The 14,558-nt window shown below is 57.9% G+C and carries 16 protein-coding genes and 4 pseudogenes; 11 read left to right on the plus strand and 9 right to left on the minus strand.

The window, feature by feature from the left end; translation table 11 throughout:
• Positions 1 to 14: 14 nt before the first annotated feature.
• Together CFBP4996_RS28685 and CFBP4996_RS28690 are read left to right on the plus strand one after the other, a co-directional pair.
• Positions 15 to 467, plus strand: a pseudogene (locus CFBP4996_RS28685) (type IV secretory system conjugative DNA transfer family protein); the annotation flags it as partial.
• Positions 468 to 538: 71 nt separating this feature from the next.
• Entirely contained in the window at positions 539 to 934 is a 396-nt protein-coding gene (locus tag CFBP4996_RS28690) for a hypothetical protein (protein ID WP_080855302.1), read from the plus strand.
• Positions 935 to 1,668: 734 nt separating this feature from the next.
• On the opposite strand, the gene CFBP4996_RS28695 is transcribed toward CFBP4996_RS28690, so the two are convergent.
• Together CFBP4996_RS28695 and CFBP4996_RS28700 are read right to left on the minus strand one after the other, a co-directional pair.
• A complete protein-coding gene (locus tag CFBP4996_RS28695; protein WP_080855303.1) occupies positions 1,669 to 2,070 on the minus strand; it encodes a hypothetical protein in 402 nt (133 codons plus the stop codon).
• A 55-nt stretch (positions 2,071 to 2,125) separates the two neighbouring features.
• Positions 2,126 to 2,593, minus strand: coding sequence for a hypothetical protein (locus CFBP4996_RS28700; RefSeq protein ID WP_162936136.1), 468 nt, complete (start codon positions 2,591 to 2,593; stop codon positions 2,126 to 2,128).
• A 41-nt stretch (positions 2,594 to 2,634) separates the two neighbouring features.
• Between CFBP4996_RS28700 and CFBP4996_RS28705 the strand changes: the two genes are divergently transcribed.
• From CFBP4996_RS28705 to CFBP4996_RS28725, 5 genes and pseudogenes are all read left to right on the plus strand, one after another.
• Positions 2,635 to 2,910: a WGR domain-containing protein gene (locus CFBP4996_RS28705; protein WP_245311010.1), complete on the plus strand. Its 276-nt coding sequence runs from the start codon at positions 2,635 to 2,637 to the stop codon at positions 2,908 to 2,910.
• A gap of 13 nt (positions 2,911 to 2,923) precedes the next feature.
• A pseudogene (locus tag CFBP4996_RS28710) lies at positions 2,924 to 3,079 on the plus strand (HU family DNA-binding protein); the annotation flags it as partial.
• A 608-nt stretch (positions 3,080 to 3,687) separates the two neighbouring features.
• Entirely contained in the window at positions 3,688 to 4,683 is a 996-nt protein-coding gene (locus tag CFBP4996_RS28715; protein ID WP_080855305.1) for a reverse transcriptase domain-containing protein, read from the plus strand.
• A gap of 335 nt (positions 4,684 to 5,018) precedes the next feature.
• Positions 5,019 to 5,558, plus strand: a complete 540-nt coding sequence (locus tag CFBP4996_RS29515) for an HNH endonuclease (RefSeq protein ID WP_341715521.1) — start codon at positions 5,019 to 5,021, stop codon at positions 5,556 to 5,558.
• 70 nt (positions 5,559 to 5,628) lie between these two features.
• Positions 5,629 to 5,772: pseudogene (locus CFBP4996_RS28725) on the plus strand (HU family DNA-binding protein); the annotation flags it as partial.
• A gap of 60 nt (positions 5,773 to 5,832) precedes the next feature.
• Here the strand turns inward: CFBP4996_RS28725 and CFBP4996_RS28730 are convergent.
• Positions 5,833 to 6,006, minus strand: a complete 174-nt coding sequence (locus CFBP4996_RS28730; protein ID WP_162936163.1) for a hypothetical protein — start codon at positions 6,004 to 6,006, stop codon at positions 5,833 to 5,835.
• Between the two features lie 244 nt (positions 6,007 to 6,250).
• On the opposite strand from CFBP4996_RS28730, the pseudogene CFBP4996_RS29605 reads away from it, so the two are divergent.
• From CFBP4996_RS29605 to CFBP4996_RS28750, 4 genes and pseudogenes are all read left to right on the plus strand, one after another.
• Positions 6,251 to 6,577, plus strand: a pseudogene (locus CFBP4996_RS29605) (Tn3 family transposase); the annotation flags it as partial.
• A 727-nt stretch (positions 6,578 to 7,304) separates the two neighbouring features.
• The gene (locus tag CFBP4996_RS28740) at positions 7,305 to 8,021 is read left to right on the plus strand and encodes an MFS transporter (RefSeq protein WP_137396189.1); all 717 of its coding nucleotides are present in this window, start codon (positions 7,305 to 7,307) and stop codon (positions 8,019 to 8,021) included.
• On the plus strand, positions 8,012 to 9,049 hold the full coding sequence (locus tag CFBP4996_RS28745) for a Gfo/Idh/MocA family protein (RefSeq protein WP_080855310.1): 1,038 nt from the start codon (positions 8,012 to 8,014) through the stop codon (positions 9,047 to 9,049). Before CFBP4996_RS28740 ends, CFBP4996_RS28745 begins: the two co-directional genes overlap by 10 nt.
• 18 nt (positions 9,050 to 9,067) lie before the next feature.
• Positions 9,068 to 9,550 (plus strand): type II 3-dehydroquinate dehydratase, encoded by a 483-nt coding sequence (locus CFBP4996_RS28750; protein WP_121490369.1) that lies wholly within the window; start codon positions 9,068 to 9,070, stop codon positions 9,548 to 9,550.
• Between the two features lie 57 nt (positions 9,551 to 9,607).
• Here the strand turns inward: CFBP4996_RS28750 and CFBP4996_RS28755 are convergent, their stop codons facing one another.
• From CFBP4996_RS28755 to CFBP4996_RS28780, 6 genes are all read right to left on the minus strand, one after another.
• On the minus strand, positions 9,608 to 10,570 hold the full coding sequence (locus tag CFBP4996_RS28755) for a PHP domain-containing protein (protein WP_080855311.1): 963 nt from the start codon (positions 10,568 to 10,570) through the stop codon (positions 9,608 to 9,610).
• A 40-nt stretch (positions 10,571 to 10,610) separates the two neighbouring features.
• Positions 10,611 to 11,504 carry an NAD-dependent epimerase/dehydratase family protein gene (locus CFBP4996_RS28760; protein WP_080855312.1) on the minus strand — a complete coding sequence of 298 codons (894 nt, stop codon included), beginning with the start codon at positions 11,502 to 11,504 and terminating at the stop codon, positions 10,611 to 10,613.
• A 44-nt stretch (positions 11,505 to 11,548) separates the two neighbouring features.
• Positions 11,549 to 12,829 (minus strand): TRAP transporter large permease, encoded by a 1,281-nt coding sequence (locus CFBP4996_RS28765; RefSeq protein WP_080855313.1) that lies wholly within the window; start codon positions 12,827 to 12,829, stop codon positions 11,549 to 11,551.
• Positions 12,826 to 13,416: a TRAP transporter small permease gene (locus tag CFBP4996_RS28770; protein ID WP_080855428.1), complete on the minus strand. Its 591-nt coding sequence runs from the start codon at positions 13,414 to 13,416 to the stop codon at positions 12,826 to 12,828. Before CFBP4996_RS28770 ends, CFBP4996_RS28765 begins: the two co-directional genes overlap by 4 nt.
• A gap of 125 nt (positions 13,417 to 13,541) precedes the next feature.
• Positions 13,542 to 14,015, minus strand: a complete 474-nt coding sequence (locus CFBP4996_RS28775) for a nuclear transport factor 2 family protein (protein WP_080855314.1) — start codon at positions 14,013 to 14,015, stop codon at positions 13,542 to 13,544.
• Positions 14,016 to 14,087: 72 nt separating this feature from the next.
• A complete protein-coding gene (locus CFBP4996_RS28780; RefSeq protein WP_080855315.1) occupies positions 14,088 to 14,546 on the minus strand; it encodes a VOC family protein in 459 nt (152 codons plus the stop codon).
• Positions 14,547 to 14,558 lie beyond the last annotated feature (12 nt).

A 14,558-nucleotide genomic window follows, 5' to 3' on the forward strand; every position in this document is an offset into this window, starting at 1 on the left:
GCCGAAGACTGTGAGGATACCTGCGCATTCTCGAAACCGCGCGCGACGCGGGCCGCAAGTACGGCATCACGCTGACGATGATCTTCCAGTCGCTTGGACAGATGCGTGAGGCCTATGGCGGCCGCGACGCGATCAGCAAATGGTTCGAAAGTGCTAGCTGGATTTCCTTCGCGGCCATCAACGATCCCGATACCGCCAACTATATCTCGAAGCGCTGCGGCGACACGACGGTCGAGGTGGATCAGACCAACCGTTCGACCGGAATGAAGGGATCGTCTCGATCGCGATCGAAGCAGCTCAGCGGCCGGCCGCTGATCATGCCGCACGAAGTGCTGCGCATGCGCGCCGACGAGCAAATCGTCTTCACCTCTGGCAACCCGCCACTCAGATGCGGGCGCGCCATCTGGTGCCGGCGTGATGACATGAAGGCCTGTGTGGGCCAAAACAGGTTTTATCGGAAAGAATAATAGACGTAACGTGGCATTGGGAACGCTTCAAACCTCTCCCGCCACTCACAAAGTCGGAAGGAACAATACGAATGCATTGGAAAAAAGACTGGTATTCCCTGATGGGACCGCTGATCATTTGGGCAGCGTTCATGGCCCTTACGCCGATCATCGTTGTCGAAGCAATCATCAGCCTCGAGGTATTCCCGCAGCATGCGGATTTGATACTGAGGATCGTTGCTTTGATCTGTACAGCCGCGTTTGTACCCTTAGCGACCCTTGCTGAAATCGCACCACCATTCGTGACCAGAGAGGAAGTGCGCTGGCGCAACCGCAATGCCGAAATGCTCTTCGAAGGAGACGTCGTGTGGGAGGATGTCCCGTTTCTACCGCCGGTCCTGAACCGGATTCGCTCGACGACCGGCAAGCGCAGGCGACGGGAAGAAGGGAACGATGCTTCTCCTGCCAGCGCGACGGTCAGTACGTGAACCACGGGTATCAGATTGCTGCTGGCCTCGCCCGTGTCCTTGTAGTGACATTCTTCTACGCACTGACAACACAAACTAGGATCATGGCGTCACCGCCATATTCTTCAATATGGCGAAAGCGCAAGATCACCAGTCGGCAACTTTCGACATCCACACCAGGGCTGTGGGGATAAATTGTGTTGTCGATGGGTACACGTTCTGACTCGAAGGCATCAATATCCGGGACGCCGCTGTCGACGCCCCGGAAATCTGTAGCCGGCCTGTGCGCCGAACACCGTACAGGGGATATTGCAAGGCAACGTTTGCTCACACTCCTCAACGGAGGCACGCTTTCTTTGCAGAGAGGCACACGCGACGAGGACTGTTATGGCCGCAAGCTGCACATCGTCGAGCGCAATCATCGCTCTCTCGGTGAAATGCTCGTTGAAGACGGCCTTGCCTGACGCTAGTATGGACCAGAGCGCGACTGGTGTTCACTCGATTAAGCAACACCGGTCAATATCTCAGCCGGGAGAGGGATAGGGGTTTGGGGAAAGGGAGGAGGGAACCGTCCCCTTTCCTCATGGGTGGGGGTGTTTGAGGGGGCGGGGCTTTTGCCCTGACTCCTCATGGGGTGAGCGTTGAGAGGGGCTCGCCCTCTTTCATCAGCCATGCCGGCCGGTCGATCCGGCTGGCATGGCTCGGACATCGAGACGAAGACGAGAGGCGACCGACGCCGCCTCTCGTCTCGGGCATTAACCGGCGTCGGCACCGGCGGACTGCTGATCGTCATCCTCGGGTCCATCGATGAAGCCGTAACCGAAGTCATGGTCATCATCGCCCCGGTTGAGCTCGCGGATCACGGCGTTGAGACGCCATGCGCCGATTTCCGTGCGGCGTTGCGCGACCAGAATGTCGATGGCGGTCTCGTGGGCCTCGATGGCGCGGATGGCCTCGTCCATCGCATCCCATGCGCCAAGGTTCTCGACGGGGATGATATCGCCATCCTCGTCATAACCGCCAGAGATGTACATCGGTGCTTTCATGACGCACTCATGGGCGCGCTCGGCTTCACGGATGAGACGAAACCCTTCTGTCCGCTGCCGCCAGTATTCGGGGCTGCCACCGTCGATGTACTTGATCTTGCGCTGTGTCATAAGATGTCTCCTTTCGCTCTCTGACGAAAGGAGGCTGCGCCGTAGCCGCGAGGGGTCAGGGATCGCGGAACGCGACCGCCAGAGGCGGCAAGCGGAGGAACCGATTTTTCGACGTGGAGCGCAGCGCGACGGCGGAAAAATTGGGGGAGGCCGCGCTGTCCTTGGCGACGGAGTGGCGGGGGCAAAATAAGAGGTAGAGAGAGAAGGAAACCACGGTGCCGCCAGGCACCGTGACCAGCGACCAGCCGGCCCTGTCGCCCTTTCCGTCCCCCGCGCTTCGTGCGCTCGCGTGCGGGGTCTGCCCAACACCAGCGAGAGGATCGTCATCCGACTGGAACGAAACCGCGATCAGCGGGTTCGATGCGCTTGCGCATAGAGCCGTGCGGGGAAGCCGTCTCGCCCGCACATCCCTCGGCCAGTCACTGATACCCATCACAGAAATGAATCGGAAGTGGCCCTTCGATTCATAAGTGTCGTTGGACCATATAATGAACATCGGCGACGATGCGGCTTGGGAAATCACACTACCAGTTCTATTGCCAGAGGATTGACGCCAACAGGAACATGGCGCGCTACTACATGCTTGCGATCCAGCCCACTCTCTTCGGGGAAACAGCCGTGGTGCGGGCATCGGGACATATCGGCAAGGTGGGCGGGGAGATGACCGAGGTCTTCAGTGCGGAGAAGGATGCTGTCTTGCGCTTTCTCGAACTGGTGCTGCAGAAGCGAAAAAGGGGGTACAGACCAGCAAGAAGCTGTGGAACCCCAACAGCAGCGCCATTCCGCGGACATCGCCCCATGAAAATATCCAAATCGGCTGAGAAGGTTTTCCGTCTTTAACGAGGAAACCATCATGATCACAACCAATGAAATCGCCGACAAGATCGCAACCGAGCAGGGCCTGACCAAGGCACAGGCCAAGACGATCGTCGAGACCGTCTTCGCATCCATCACGGCGGCAGCCACCTCTGGCGCGGAAACGTCGATCCCCGGCTTCGGAAAGGTGCGCCGCGTCGGCGCGATGTAAGAGTGCAGCTGTTGCTGCTGGGTTAACTGGGAAATACCCATGCCCACCGACTTACCTTGGCCGGTAACGACTGCAACGGGGGAAACCCGGCAGGGGACAATAGCATGTCAGGAAAAGGCCGAAGCCGTCGCAGCTATCGCGACCTGATCGGTCAGGGCAAAGCGCGTATGGTGAAAGCTAGACTGCCTGAATCCTAGACCGAGGAACTAGAGGCGAAGCGGTGACGCGCAACGATAGCCGATGCGTCATCGAGCGTAGTGGATGAGAATATCATTCCCGGGAGCGACGAAATTTTCCCGTTGGCTCTGCCCCAGTCACGCTCTCCATCCCCTGCCGGGGACCGAACGGTCAAACGGGACACCTGTCCGCGCCGCATCTCTTTCATCGCGTAACTGCTAGTCCAGACCCGCATGGCGACGGAGCCACCATACTAGCCAAACGCTCGGGGTAACGCCCGAGACAGCCGTTCAACGGCGGACGGTTATGGGTGAAACGAGCCGGGTGGCCGGACGGGAATCCCCGCTGACCGGGTGAAGGGTGGCATGTTGACACGAGAGTAGGCTTCTTATGACGACAATTGAGACAAGCTGATGCACGTCGATGCCGTGGAAAGACGACTGCTCTCACTACCTGCCCTGTTACAGCAGGGAAAGCGGATTAACGGTCTTTATCGTCTCTTGGACTGCCCGAGGATTCGGGCACAAACCTATGAGGCGATCGCCCAAAACGCCGGTGCGCTTACCCCCGGCATCGATCCTCGCAATACGCTCGATGGCTTCTCGCTTGACAGGCTGAGCGAGATTATGAGCCGGGTCAAGGAGGGCACGTACCGCTTCAAGCCTGTCCGCAGGCACTACATCCCCAAGGCAAAAGGGAAGCTACGCCCTCTGGGCATTCCCGATGCTGACGACAAACTCGTGCAAGCAGCCGTGAAGCTGGTTCTCGAACAAATCTACGAACCGGTCTTCTCTAGCCGCTCGCACGGGTTCCGACCCCGGCGCTCCTGTCACACGGCTCTGGCTTCGATTCAGAAAACGTGGGGCGGAACAGTATGGCTGGTCGAGGCTGATATTGCCGGCTTTTTCGACAATATTGACCACAACACCCTGATGGCCTTGCTGCGGAAGCGGATCGATGATGAACGTTTCCTCAAGCTTATCAAAAGGATGTTGAAGGCAGGCTATCTGGAAGACTGGAAGTGGCATGCCTCCTATAGCGGCACGCCTCAGGGTGGAGTGATCTCGCCCCTTCTCGCGAACGTGTACCTCCATGAGCTCGATGAGTTCATGGAAAGTCTCAAAGTTGGTTTCGACCGAGGAAAAGACAGGCCCGTCAAACGAGAATACCAGAAACTTCAGAGCAAAGTCGCCCATTATCGTCAGCATATCGCGACGTTGCGAAGCTCTGCCGGCCGGTTGAAGCCGAGCAACTTCGAAAACAACTGCAACCTTTGGCCGTGGCTGCTCGGAAGCTGCCCAGCAAGGACTGCACGGATACGTTCTTTCGACGGCTCCAATATATCCGGTATGCCGATGACTTTCTTATTTCTGTCATTGGCACCAAAAAGGAAGCTGTCAATATTCTGAACGCTGTCACGTCGTTCCTCAAGTACAAGCTTCAGCTTGATGTCGCTCCTGAAAAGAGCGGCATCACAAAGGCAGACGACGGTGGGGTAACCTTCCTTGGCTATACCGTTCGATCCCCCCGGCGCGCCGGACGTGAAAAACGCGTCCAGAGCAAAGGGCGAAGGGTATTCGTCAGGCGCACGACGATGCGTGGAATCCGCCTGCATATTCCGCGGGAGAAGCTGGCTGCATTCGCAAAGCGCAATCGTCTTGGCAGCTACCATGCGATATGGGGAGAGATGCGGCCCGAAATGACACTGAGTTCGGATGTCGCCATCATCGTCGCCTATAATGCAATGCTGCGAGGTTTGGTCGGGTACTACCAGTTAGGCAATAACTGGAAGAGTGAGATGGCCCCACTCCAACGGGTGTGGTGGTTCAGTTTCATGAAGACTTTGGCGAGAAAGCACAAATGCAGTATCGCGAAGATCTTCAGCATCCATTTGCAGCGGCACCAAGGGGATCATGGGCTATGGGTGGAAACCAAAGACGGGCGCAGGTTCGTCGCGGTATTCCAACTCAGGCACGTTGCATCGAAGAAAGTCACGGAAGATTCACGCATAGATCAGGACCAGCCTTCGTTCTGGTTCTGGGGGCAGACTGATCTTGTTGATCGGCTGCGCGCTCGCTCCTGCGAGTATTGCGGGATATCCGATGTGCCCGTCGATATTCATCACGTTCGACGGATGGCGGACATGAATGGCGTCTCATGGCTTGCTCGAACCAGAGCAGCTCGCATGCGCAAACGTACCATTGCATGCGAACCTTACCATCACGCGATCCATGCCGGTCGTCTTCAGCAACGGCTCGACAGAATTGGGGTATTGTCAGCATAGGAGCCGGATGATGGGAAACTATCAAGTCCGGTTCCGTGGGAGGGAGAGAGGGCCGCGTCAACGACTGACCTCCTCCCTACCCGACTTCAAAATCAAGGACACGCCGGAGCGCGAGGCTCGCAATCCGGCGACAGGCGCCACCATCAACGTGGCCACTGCGAAGAAGTTGACCTTCCAGCCTGCGAAAGCCCTGAAGGATGCACTGAACAAGTGATCCGCGCCAGGGTGGGCGGAATAGCGACGAAGAGCCGCCGGAGCGGCTCCCTGCCGAGCGTCATTGGCGCCGCTTACCGTCACTCTCGAAACTGATCTCGATCTCGACGAAGAACGGGATTTTGATTGCGAACTTCGTGGCGAACTTGCCCTCCCGGAAGAAGTGACAGATCACCTCGCTGAGAATGCGGAGCCGGCGGCCGGTGGCGCTGAGGAATTGAGCGAGGCGTTTCATACGGTTTCTCCTTGTCGATGCGGTTATCCCGGGGAGAGGATGCAGACCGGAAAGGCAGGCCGCACCGGCTGGCCCGAACGAGAGTGGAGGACCTTTTCGACACCGGAATTTTGCACCACGAGGAGCCGCTTGCGGCGGGGAACATTCCGGTGGCGAAAGGTTGCGGCATAACCGCGCGGGATGCCCGATAGTCGATGACCGTCCTCGACAAGGGGGATGAAACGTCCCGCCATCATGCGGGGGGCTGAAGCGGTTCTCCAGACGTATCCAGAAAGATCAGGTCGAAGGCGTCAACTTCGATGGAAACCGCCTGGCTATTACCCCAGTCAAGGCCGCCCCTCTCGCGAGCGCGGAAAATCTAGTCAGCCAGATCGAGGCAATGATGCCGCGCATACGGATCACCGAGTTGCTGGCCGCAATCCTCGCCGACGCCACCAATCTTGGCCTTTCCCGCATGGCCCGCGCAAGCGAAGGCATCACCCGAGATCAATTAATATGAACCAAGGACGCCTACATTCGGGACGATACCTATGCGGCCGCCCTTGCAACAATCATCGATGCGCTCCCCTTTTGTAGTTCTCCTTCACCGCAGCTCATAAGGCCCGCATCCTTCAAAGGATCAATCGCGTCGTGACCACGGTCTTTCATGCCGGTGCCGGTTTTTCCTCTTTAGGGAGATCATCGGCTCCGAGTTCGAGGTGGTATCACATCGGTCCGTAGCGCCGTGATCTCCTCCTCAAAGTTTCGCGACACGCTCGTCACTGCGACCATCAGGCATGAGACAAAAGCGCCCTCTGAAGCACCGGGCCGGACCGCTAGTAGTTGACACGGGTCACGCTTCAACTACGGCTTTTCGTCTCGACAGGACCCTTGAACCTGCTGGTCCCGAGCCCGCATCTTTTTTTACCACCGACAGCGTCGAAACCGCTGACTTCTTCATAGAGATGTCATTTTAGGAACTGGAGGCTGATGGCGAACCTGTCAGATCCCGATTTCACGTGCTCACTCATATACCGAGCGGAAGGTGGCCAACGGGAAATCGTGTGAGGGCGCTGGACGACGCAGACCACGCTGATGACGGTGGTAGTTCTGGCGTGATTTTCCCATCTTACGGGAAATGCTTTTCCGATATGAAAGCTTTTCCGTCAGTATCAACAAGGTAAGTTCAGATTGGATGTGGACGCAACCGGGAGGCTGCAGCAGCGTGCCCCAGCACTCCTAATCCGAGGTCTCTTATTATCTCCACTTCGTGAGGCCTGGACCGAAACAATATTAGGGGGGTCTCAGTGGAGAAGCCATTGAGCATGGTCAACCTTTTGGCTAACGAGGACTTCGTCGCTCCGAGGGATTCCGTGCCTAAGCGCGCCACAATTGCAAGCGACATCGGCTCAATTTTGAAAACTGAGGACGTCAAAGCGTCTGGCGCAGCGGCGGCTACAGTCTTTACCACGATATTCTTCTCGGCGATGAATTCCAACACGGCAATCCTCGCAACTTTCGGGACATTCGGCGTGGCGTTCTCCACCCGGCCACTTGGCAGCCTTATCTTCCGTACGTTTGAAGACAGGGTCGGTCGCAAGAACGTCCTCCTCATTTACCCTCGGACTGATGGGTCTTGCCACCAACCCTGTCTTCCCAAACGCAACTCCATAGGTTTTGCGGCACCCCTTGGCCTTGTGCTCCTTCGTTTGTTCCAAGGGATTGCGCTAGGCGAGCCGGTCCCCACGAAGGAGCGTTATTCGGGTTCGGCAACCTCCTATATTGTGTGGCGTATTGATCGGCGGTCCCCGTCTCTGGTCATGGCCTGGCTGGCCCAGAATTCGGAAGGCGGCACCTTCGTCGTGACCTGCTTCGCCACGTTCGTGGTCGCGTGCGCGTTGATCGCCATTATCGCCAGCCCGCAAACCATTCACCAGGAAATCAAGCACGGTTTGTCGCACCAGCTTCGACGGCGTGGGTCTTCCAGACCGCGACCAGATCAAACACAATCATTGGAGTATGAAAGATGCGAATAGGCGTCATCGGCGCCGGCTTTATCGGCCGAACCCACATCAAAGCTGCTCGTTCCGTTCCCGGCCTGGACGTTGTGGGCTACGTCGATCCGCTGGCAAAGAAGGAGCATCCAGACCTTAGCGGTCTGCGGAGCTTCGACGACGTCGACGCCCTGATGAAGGAAGGGATCGACGGGGTCGTCGTTTCGGTACCGGACGAGTTCCACGTTCCCGTCGCATCAGATTGCCTCATGCGCGGTCTTGCGGTGATGCTGGAAAAGCCGGCTGCCCGAAGCTTGGCAGAAGTGATCGAACTCTCCCAGGCCACAACCGATATCGAGTCCCGACTTCTTGTCGCCCATCAGCGGCGTCACCACCCGGTGAGCAAGTTGGTCATGGACATCATCTCGAAGGGCGAACTTGGCAAGATCATCGGCGTCGGCGGAGTTTTCGCTCTCCGTAAGGATGACAACTATTTTGTCGAGCGGCCACGAGGCGTGGTGCTCACCAACCTCGTCCATGATTTCGATCTGCTGCAGTTCTACTGCGGCCGTCTGAAGGCAGTTACGGCCGCGGTATCGCACGAAGGCCGCGGGGCTGTCGAAGAAGACACCATCGCCGCGACGATGGAATTCGAGGGTGGCGCCGTCGGAACTATGGTCGCAACCGACAGCGCTCCTTCTCCGTGGGGATGGGACCAGTCGACCCATGAGCTGCCGTCCATTCCTTACGACGAACGCGGGACAACATATTCGCTGCTCGGCACAAAGGGATCGATTTCGATACCTGATCTCCATTTCTATCATCATGGCGATGGCGAGTCCTGGCATCAGCCTCTGATCCATTCGAAGCTCAATATCACCGGTGAAAGCGCCTACGTGAACCAGCTCACCCACTTCAAAGAGATCATGGAGGGCAAGGCTCGACCGATCGTCGGCATTCGGGAAGCCATGTACACCCAGGCCGGCCTGGAAGCTGTCCTGCTCTCAGGCGCCGATGGGGTGAGAATAGCGATCGACGAGCTGATCGAAACCGTGCGCGGAAATCTCTGAAGAACGAAGGAAGACAAAATGGCAATGAAGATAGTCGTGATCAACGGTCCTAACCTAAATCGGCTTGGACAGCGTCGCCCGGAGCGCTACGGAACGGCGACCTTGCAGGACGTCATCGACGGATTGACGAAGCTTGGACGAGAGCTCGAGGTCGAGATAGTTCACAAGCAGTCGAACCACGAGGGAGACCTCATCGACTTCATGCACGCCAACATGGATGCCGATGGCGTCCTGGTCAACCCAGCCGGCCTGACCCTCTACGGTCGGCCGCTGCTCGATGCCATCGGCGACCTGAAAAAGCCGATCGGCGTGGTGCATATCGCTCAGTTGTACAAGATCGGTGATATCTATGGGCCAGAAACCCACGATTATTGGAAGGCTATGGCGGATATCTACGTGTGCGGCCTGGGCATTCACGGCTACAATGCGACCCTGCTTCGACTGGTCGAGCTCATCACCGGGAAGATGAATACGTTCTCGCTTGGCGCGGTCGAAAGGTAGGCCGCTTCCCAACCAGCAAGTAAAGCCGACCGCTTCTCGCAGAGCGGTCGGACTCGTTTAAAGCTCTAACGATTCCGGGCCGAAGATGTCCTCGCGCAGAAGCGGCTGGGACCACAGCATCGCACCATCGGCACTGCAGGCTTCCACCCGAACATAATCCGGATCCGAAGCCGGCAACGGGTATTCGAGCATCGCTCCCCGCTGCTCGTGCAAAAGTCTGCCATTCGGGCCGATGACCTGATATCGGACGTCGCCTGTCCTGCGGTGAGCTAGGTCCGCTTCAACGCGTAACATCTTCCCGTCAAAGAAGAAATCGTAGAGAGTCAGTCCAGTGGACGCATAAAGCGCGCCCTCGGATACAGCCGATTTCACTGCAGCCAGCCCGGTGTCCCTGGCAAAGATATATGTCCAGCCGACATTGATCTCCGATCGGAAATGCGAGTCGTCACCACCAAAGCCCCAGAGCTTATGGCCTTTGGAAAGCATTTCGTCCCAGTAGTCGGTCGCAAGCCCACCGCCGTAGCTCACCGCGGAAGATGGCCGGCGCTCGAAAAACCCGTTGAAGACCTCGACGCCGGCGAGCCCACGAAGCGCTCGTGCCTGGTCTTGCGACAGGTGCAGCTGACGACCCGTCGCGTCGTACCTGGGAGCCTGGTTCGGATGACAGTGAATAGCAAAGCCCCCCTGCGCCCGGCAAGCGTCTACTGCAGTTTGTGGCTCGCCGGAGAAGAAGCTTGTCGAGCCGACCAGTAAAATCCCGTCGTAATCGATGTATTCCTGGCCGTTGACGGTCGCGACGCCCACCTCGGCGGAAGCCGTCGAGGTGTCATACCAGCCCTGCTGACCGGAATGCATCACGAGATCGTAGCCCGCCGCCTTGTATTCGATCAGGATGTCAGCGAACCCCTCTTCCTTTTCCTCGGTCGACGGCAGTCGCCAGTTGTGGCAATGGAACTGGGCTTTCAGCCATCTCCCATCGTCTCCCACATTGTTGTAGGGATTATAGTACTTGGCCGTCATGTGCGCAGCTCCGGCGAGATAGTCATCATCAGCGTCGGCCCTACGGATTTGTCCGATAGAAATCGATCGTGCGCAGTAGTCCTTCCTCTAGCGTCGTTTCCGGCGGAAGGCGAAGAAGCTCGTTCTCGTGCTGGTTTTTGACAGTCGAGATGCTCGGAAGCGAGGGACCGTCCGATACGATCTGTGCATCCGGGACGATTCGTCTGATGACCTCGATGATATGCTCGATGGTGACGGGGATCCCGCTCAGGTTCAGCACATGGACGCCGGAGTAGTCGACTTCCACTGCGGCCTCGTATGCCGCAGCCACATCCTCGACGTAGACGAGCGGCACCGTTCCAACGAGCTTGATCGTGAAGCGTTCGCTTTTTGCGACCGCCCTGCAGGCCTGCGTGATGGTGGCTGTGAGACCGGCGTCGCGACCCGGACCGTAAAGAACGAAGGGACGCATTCCGATGCTGGATATCCCATTCTCGTACCAGTAGGCGCGGGCTGAGCCCTCGTTCGCCAATTTAAAGGCACCGTAGTGGGTGTTCGGTTCGGGAACCACGTCGTCGACAAGACCGAAGACGCCCCCGCTGCTCGTATAGACGACACGCTTGATGCCATGCAGCTTGGCGGCCTCGAAAACGTTCAACGTCCCGAGGACGTTGATCCGGGCGCCCTGAATAGGATATTCCATGCAGAACGGCGTCTGCACGCCGGCCAGATGGAGGATGGTATCGCATCCTTCGGCTGCCGAGATGACCTGTTCCGTATTCACGATGTCGCCAACCAGCCACTCGACCCGCTTCCCATCGCTTCCGACGATCGCATCTAAAAAGCGTCGGCTGTCGCTGGCGTCAAAGACGCGAACGGAAATGCCCTTGTTGAGGAGGCGCTTGATGATCCAGGCACCGAGAAACCCGCCGCCACCCGTTAGAAGAACTTTCATTTCAACCTCTACAAATTTGCACTCTTGGGATTTCGGTGCGGCCGTTAGCCGCCGATCATTTTTGCCGGCCAAAGCACCAATTGCGGAAAGAGAACCATCAGGAAGAGCACGACAAGCTGGGCGATGAGGAATGGCCACACTCCCTTCATCAGATCTTCCATACTGATCCGGGAGACGCCGGCCACGACATTCAAGACCGTCCCCACCGGCGGCGTGATGAGGCCGATGGAGTTGTTCACGATGAACAGGACGCCGAAGTAAACCGGATCGATGCCGGCGGCTTTGATGATTGGCATCAGGATTGGCGTCAGGATCAGGATCGTTGGCGTCATGTCCATGGCGGTTCCGACGATGACCACGAGCATCATGATGGCAAACAGCAGCAGGGTGGGATTATCATGGAACGGCTCGAGAAGTTCGACGACAGAGGTCGATATCTCTGAGACGGTGATCAGCCAGGAGGACACGAGTGCCGCGGCGACAAGGAACATCACGACTGCCGTCGTCTTCGCAGAGGTGACAAGGACGCCGAAGACGTCCGCGAACTTGAGTTCGCGATAGACGAAGAGCGCCACGACCAGGGAGTAGACGGCAGCGACAACTGCAGCCTCGGTCGGCGTGAAGATGCCGAGTTTGAGGCCAAAGATGATGATCAGCGGAAGCACCAGCGCCCAGATGCCCTCTCGGAGAGCATGAAGGATCTCGCGCATCGATTTCTTCGGTGGGCTTGCAATCGTTTCCTTGCGAACATGCAGCCACCAGGCGACAGCCATTCCCAAACCGATCAAAATGCCAGGCACGATACCGGCCAGAAACAGCTTCGTGATGGAGACGCCGCCCACCACCCCAAAAATTACGAAACCGATGCTTGGCGGGATGATCGGCCCGATGACGCCCGCTGCGGCCACGAGTCCGCCGGAGGTCGCCTTGTTGTGCCCTGCCTTTACCATCAGCGGCACCAAGAGCGCCGACAGAGCGGCAGCATCGGCAACGGCCGATCCCGACAGAGCAGAAAGAATGCATCCAGCAAGGATCGCCACGTAGCCGAGACCGCCCTTGACATGGCCCACCAGTGCGAGTGCGAAGTCGACGATACGCTTGGACAGCCCGCCCGTGTTCATCACCTCGCCGGCAAGCATGAAGAAAGGAACTGCGAGCAACGGGAAGCTGTCAGCTCCGTTGATAACGTTCTGGGCGACGATCTGCGGATCAAGCATGCCCATCGTGAACATAAGCGCGATACCGCATATCAGGAGCGCGAATGCGATCGGCATGCCGATTGCCATCGCTCCAAGGAGCGAAAAAGTGAAGACTGCGATTGTCATGTCCTGCTTCCTTCAGCCGTCTTCAGTACGTCGCCCCGATCTCTGGCGGCGATCTCGGCTTGAAGCGCATCCCACTCCTCTTCCTCCTCCGACTCCTTCACGAGCACGAGGTCGCCGTCGGTTATGCGCCCGGTCAGGACTTTGAAGAGATCGCTGAGAAGGATCACCCCCGCTGAGGCACCGAACACCACGCCGACGCTGTAGAACCATGCGGTTGAAAGGCCGGACACCGGCGCAGGCACGTCGAGGGAGAGCATGGTCTGATCCCAGCTCCCTCTTAAAATCAGCCAAGTTGCATAGATCATCAGGACGTGGCTCGCGATGACGCAGGCTCGCTTGCCACTGGTTGGCAATCTCTTCACGAGCATGTTCACGCCGAGGTGGCCGTGCTCGTAGAGAGCCACGATCGCGCCCAGGAACACGATCCAGACAAAAAGCCACCGAGACAGTTCCTCAGAAACCGCAATTCCGCTATTAAAACCGTAGCGAAGCACAACGTTGCCAAACACCATGGCGACCATTGCGATCATGAACAACGCCATGATGAGCTTCAGCAGTTTCAGGTAGGCTTCGAATACTTTCTTCAAACACGCCTCCCCGCGCTTGAAGCAAAGTCGATCCAAGTCGACCTTGCCGTATGCATTATTCCGGAACAACGCTGCGGCCCCGCGGTCTGTGCGACCTATTCAAGCAGCAGCAGCAACGCTCCCGTCTATTCCGTCACAGGCGGAAGCCGCTCTACCCAGTGCCACATAGCTTCCTCGAAGCCGTCGACGCCCATCGCTTGGGACGTTCGCTCGGAAATGCGCCACCGACCGTCCGCGGAACGCTTGAGCTTGTCTCGATATCGCAGCTTGGCCTCTTGCTTGAGACCATCCCAGGTTTCGTGCCAGGCATGGACGTATGTCGTGGCGTCGGCTGTATCGCCGGAGATCTCCACGATCGATTGACCAAGGTGATGGTTGGTCCGGCGAAACCTCGCCTGTCTCGTCTTCATACCGGCGACGACAGCTTCTCGTCCGCGAATTGGCCCGCCTCTGCCCGGCCCCTGGTCCATCATGCAGTCATCGGTGAACCTTTCACCGACCGCATCGATGTCGTACTCGTCGAGGTAACGCGCGCATGCGGCGAGAACATCGGAAATAGCCAGCCGATCCGCGAGATATTGAAGTCTGTCTTCCTGCATTTCGAGGAACTCCTTCTAGGCGCCAAGCGCCGATCGCGCTTGGCCGGCATTCGCCGGCCAAGCATTCGAAGTTTACTTCTTGCGCGGACCGATGAGCTCGATGGTGATGCCGTTCGGATCCCGAGTGTACGCGCAGAACTTCCCTTTGTTGGGACCGCCACTGACCTCGATCGGATCGTAGACGCGCTTGAATTCATAGGTCTCGTTCACGCCAAGAGCAGCATCGATGTCGAACACATCAAAAGCCAAGTGTGCGAAGCCATGGTCGCACGGGCGGACATTGTGGCGCTTGCGATCGTCCGGGCTCAGATAGTTGATGAGTTCGATCTTGTGACCCGGTGCCTGAATGAAGGCGATCTCGATGTCAGCCCCTTCGACGCCGGTCGTCTTCTGAACGCCGTCGGCGTCCCGAGGGCCGCGCGAAAGAAGGCGAAACGCCAGTCCGTTGGTGAAAAACGAAATCAGTCGCTCGAAGTCCGGGCCACTGGCCGTAAAGCTCGTATGGTTTACAGCCTCTACAATATCACTCATCGTCGTGTCCTT

This window comes from Agrobacterium leguminum (assembly GCF_005144435.2).
In the GTDB taxonomy this organism is placed as follows: domain Bacteria; phylum Pseudomonadota; class Alphaproteobacteria; order Rhizobiales; family Rhizobiaceae; genus Agrobacterium; species Agrobacterium leguminum.

Coding starts and splice junctions, on each gene's coding strand:
- CFBP4996_RS28690 (WP_080855302.1), top strand. CDS start 539: ATGCATTGGAAAAAAGACTGGTATTCCCTGATGGGACCGCTGATCATT.
- CFBP4996_RS28695 (WP_080855303.1), bottom strand. CDS start 2,070: ATGACACAGCGCAAGATCAAGTACATCGACGGTGGCAGCCCCGAATAC.
- CFBP4996_RS28705 (WP_245311010.1), top strand. CDS start 2,635: ATGGCGCGCTACTACATGCTTGCGATCCAGCCCACTCTCTTCGGGGAA.
- CFBP4996_RS28715 (WP_080855305.1), top strand. CDS start 3,688: ATGCACGTCGATGCCGTGGAAAGACGACTGCTCTCACTACCTGCCCTG.
- CFBP4996_RS29515 (WP_341715521.1), top strand. CDS start 5,019: ATGCTGCGAGGTTTGGTCGGGTACTACCAGTTAGGCAATAACTGGAAG.
- CFBP4996_RS28730 (WP_162936163.1), bottom strand. CDS start 6,006: ATGAAACGCCTCGCTCAATTCCTCAGCGCCACCGGCCGCCGGCTCCGC.
- CFBP4996_RS28745 (WP_080855310.1), top strand. CDS start 8,012: ATGCGAATAGGCGTCATCGGCGCCGGCTTTATCGGCCGAACCCACATC.
- CFBP4996_RS28750 (WP_121490369.1), top strand. CDS start 9,068: ATGGCAATGAAGATAGTCGTGATCAACGGTCCTAACCTAAATCGGCTT.
- CFBP4996_RS28755 (WP_080855311.1), bottom strand. CDS start 10,570: ATGACGGCCAAGTACTATAATCCCTACAACAATGTGGGAGACGATGGG.
- CFBP4996_RS28760 (WP_080855312.1), bottom strand. CDS start 11,504: ATGAAAGTTCTTCTAACGGGTGGCGGCGGGTTTCTCGGTGCCTGGATC.
- CFBP4996_RS28765 (WP_080855313.1), bottom strand. CDS start 12,829: ATGACAATCGCAGTCTTCACTTTTTCGCTCCTTGGAGCGATGGCAATC.
- CFBP4996_RS28775 (WP_080855314.1), bottom strand. CDS start 14,015: ATGCAGGAAGACAGACTTCAATATCTCGCGGATCGGCTGGCTATTTCC.
- CFBP4996_RS28780 (WP_080855315.1), bottom strand. CDS start 14,546: ATGAGTGATATTGTAGAGGCTGTAAACCATACGAGCTTTACGGCCAGT.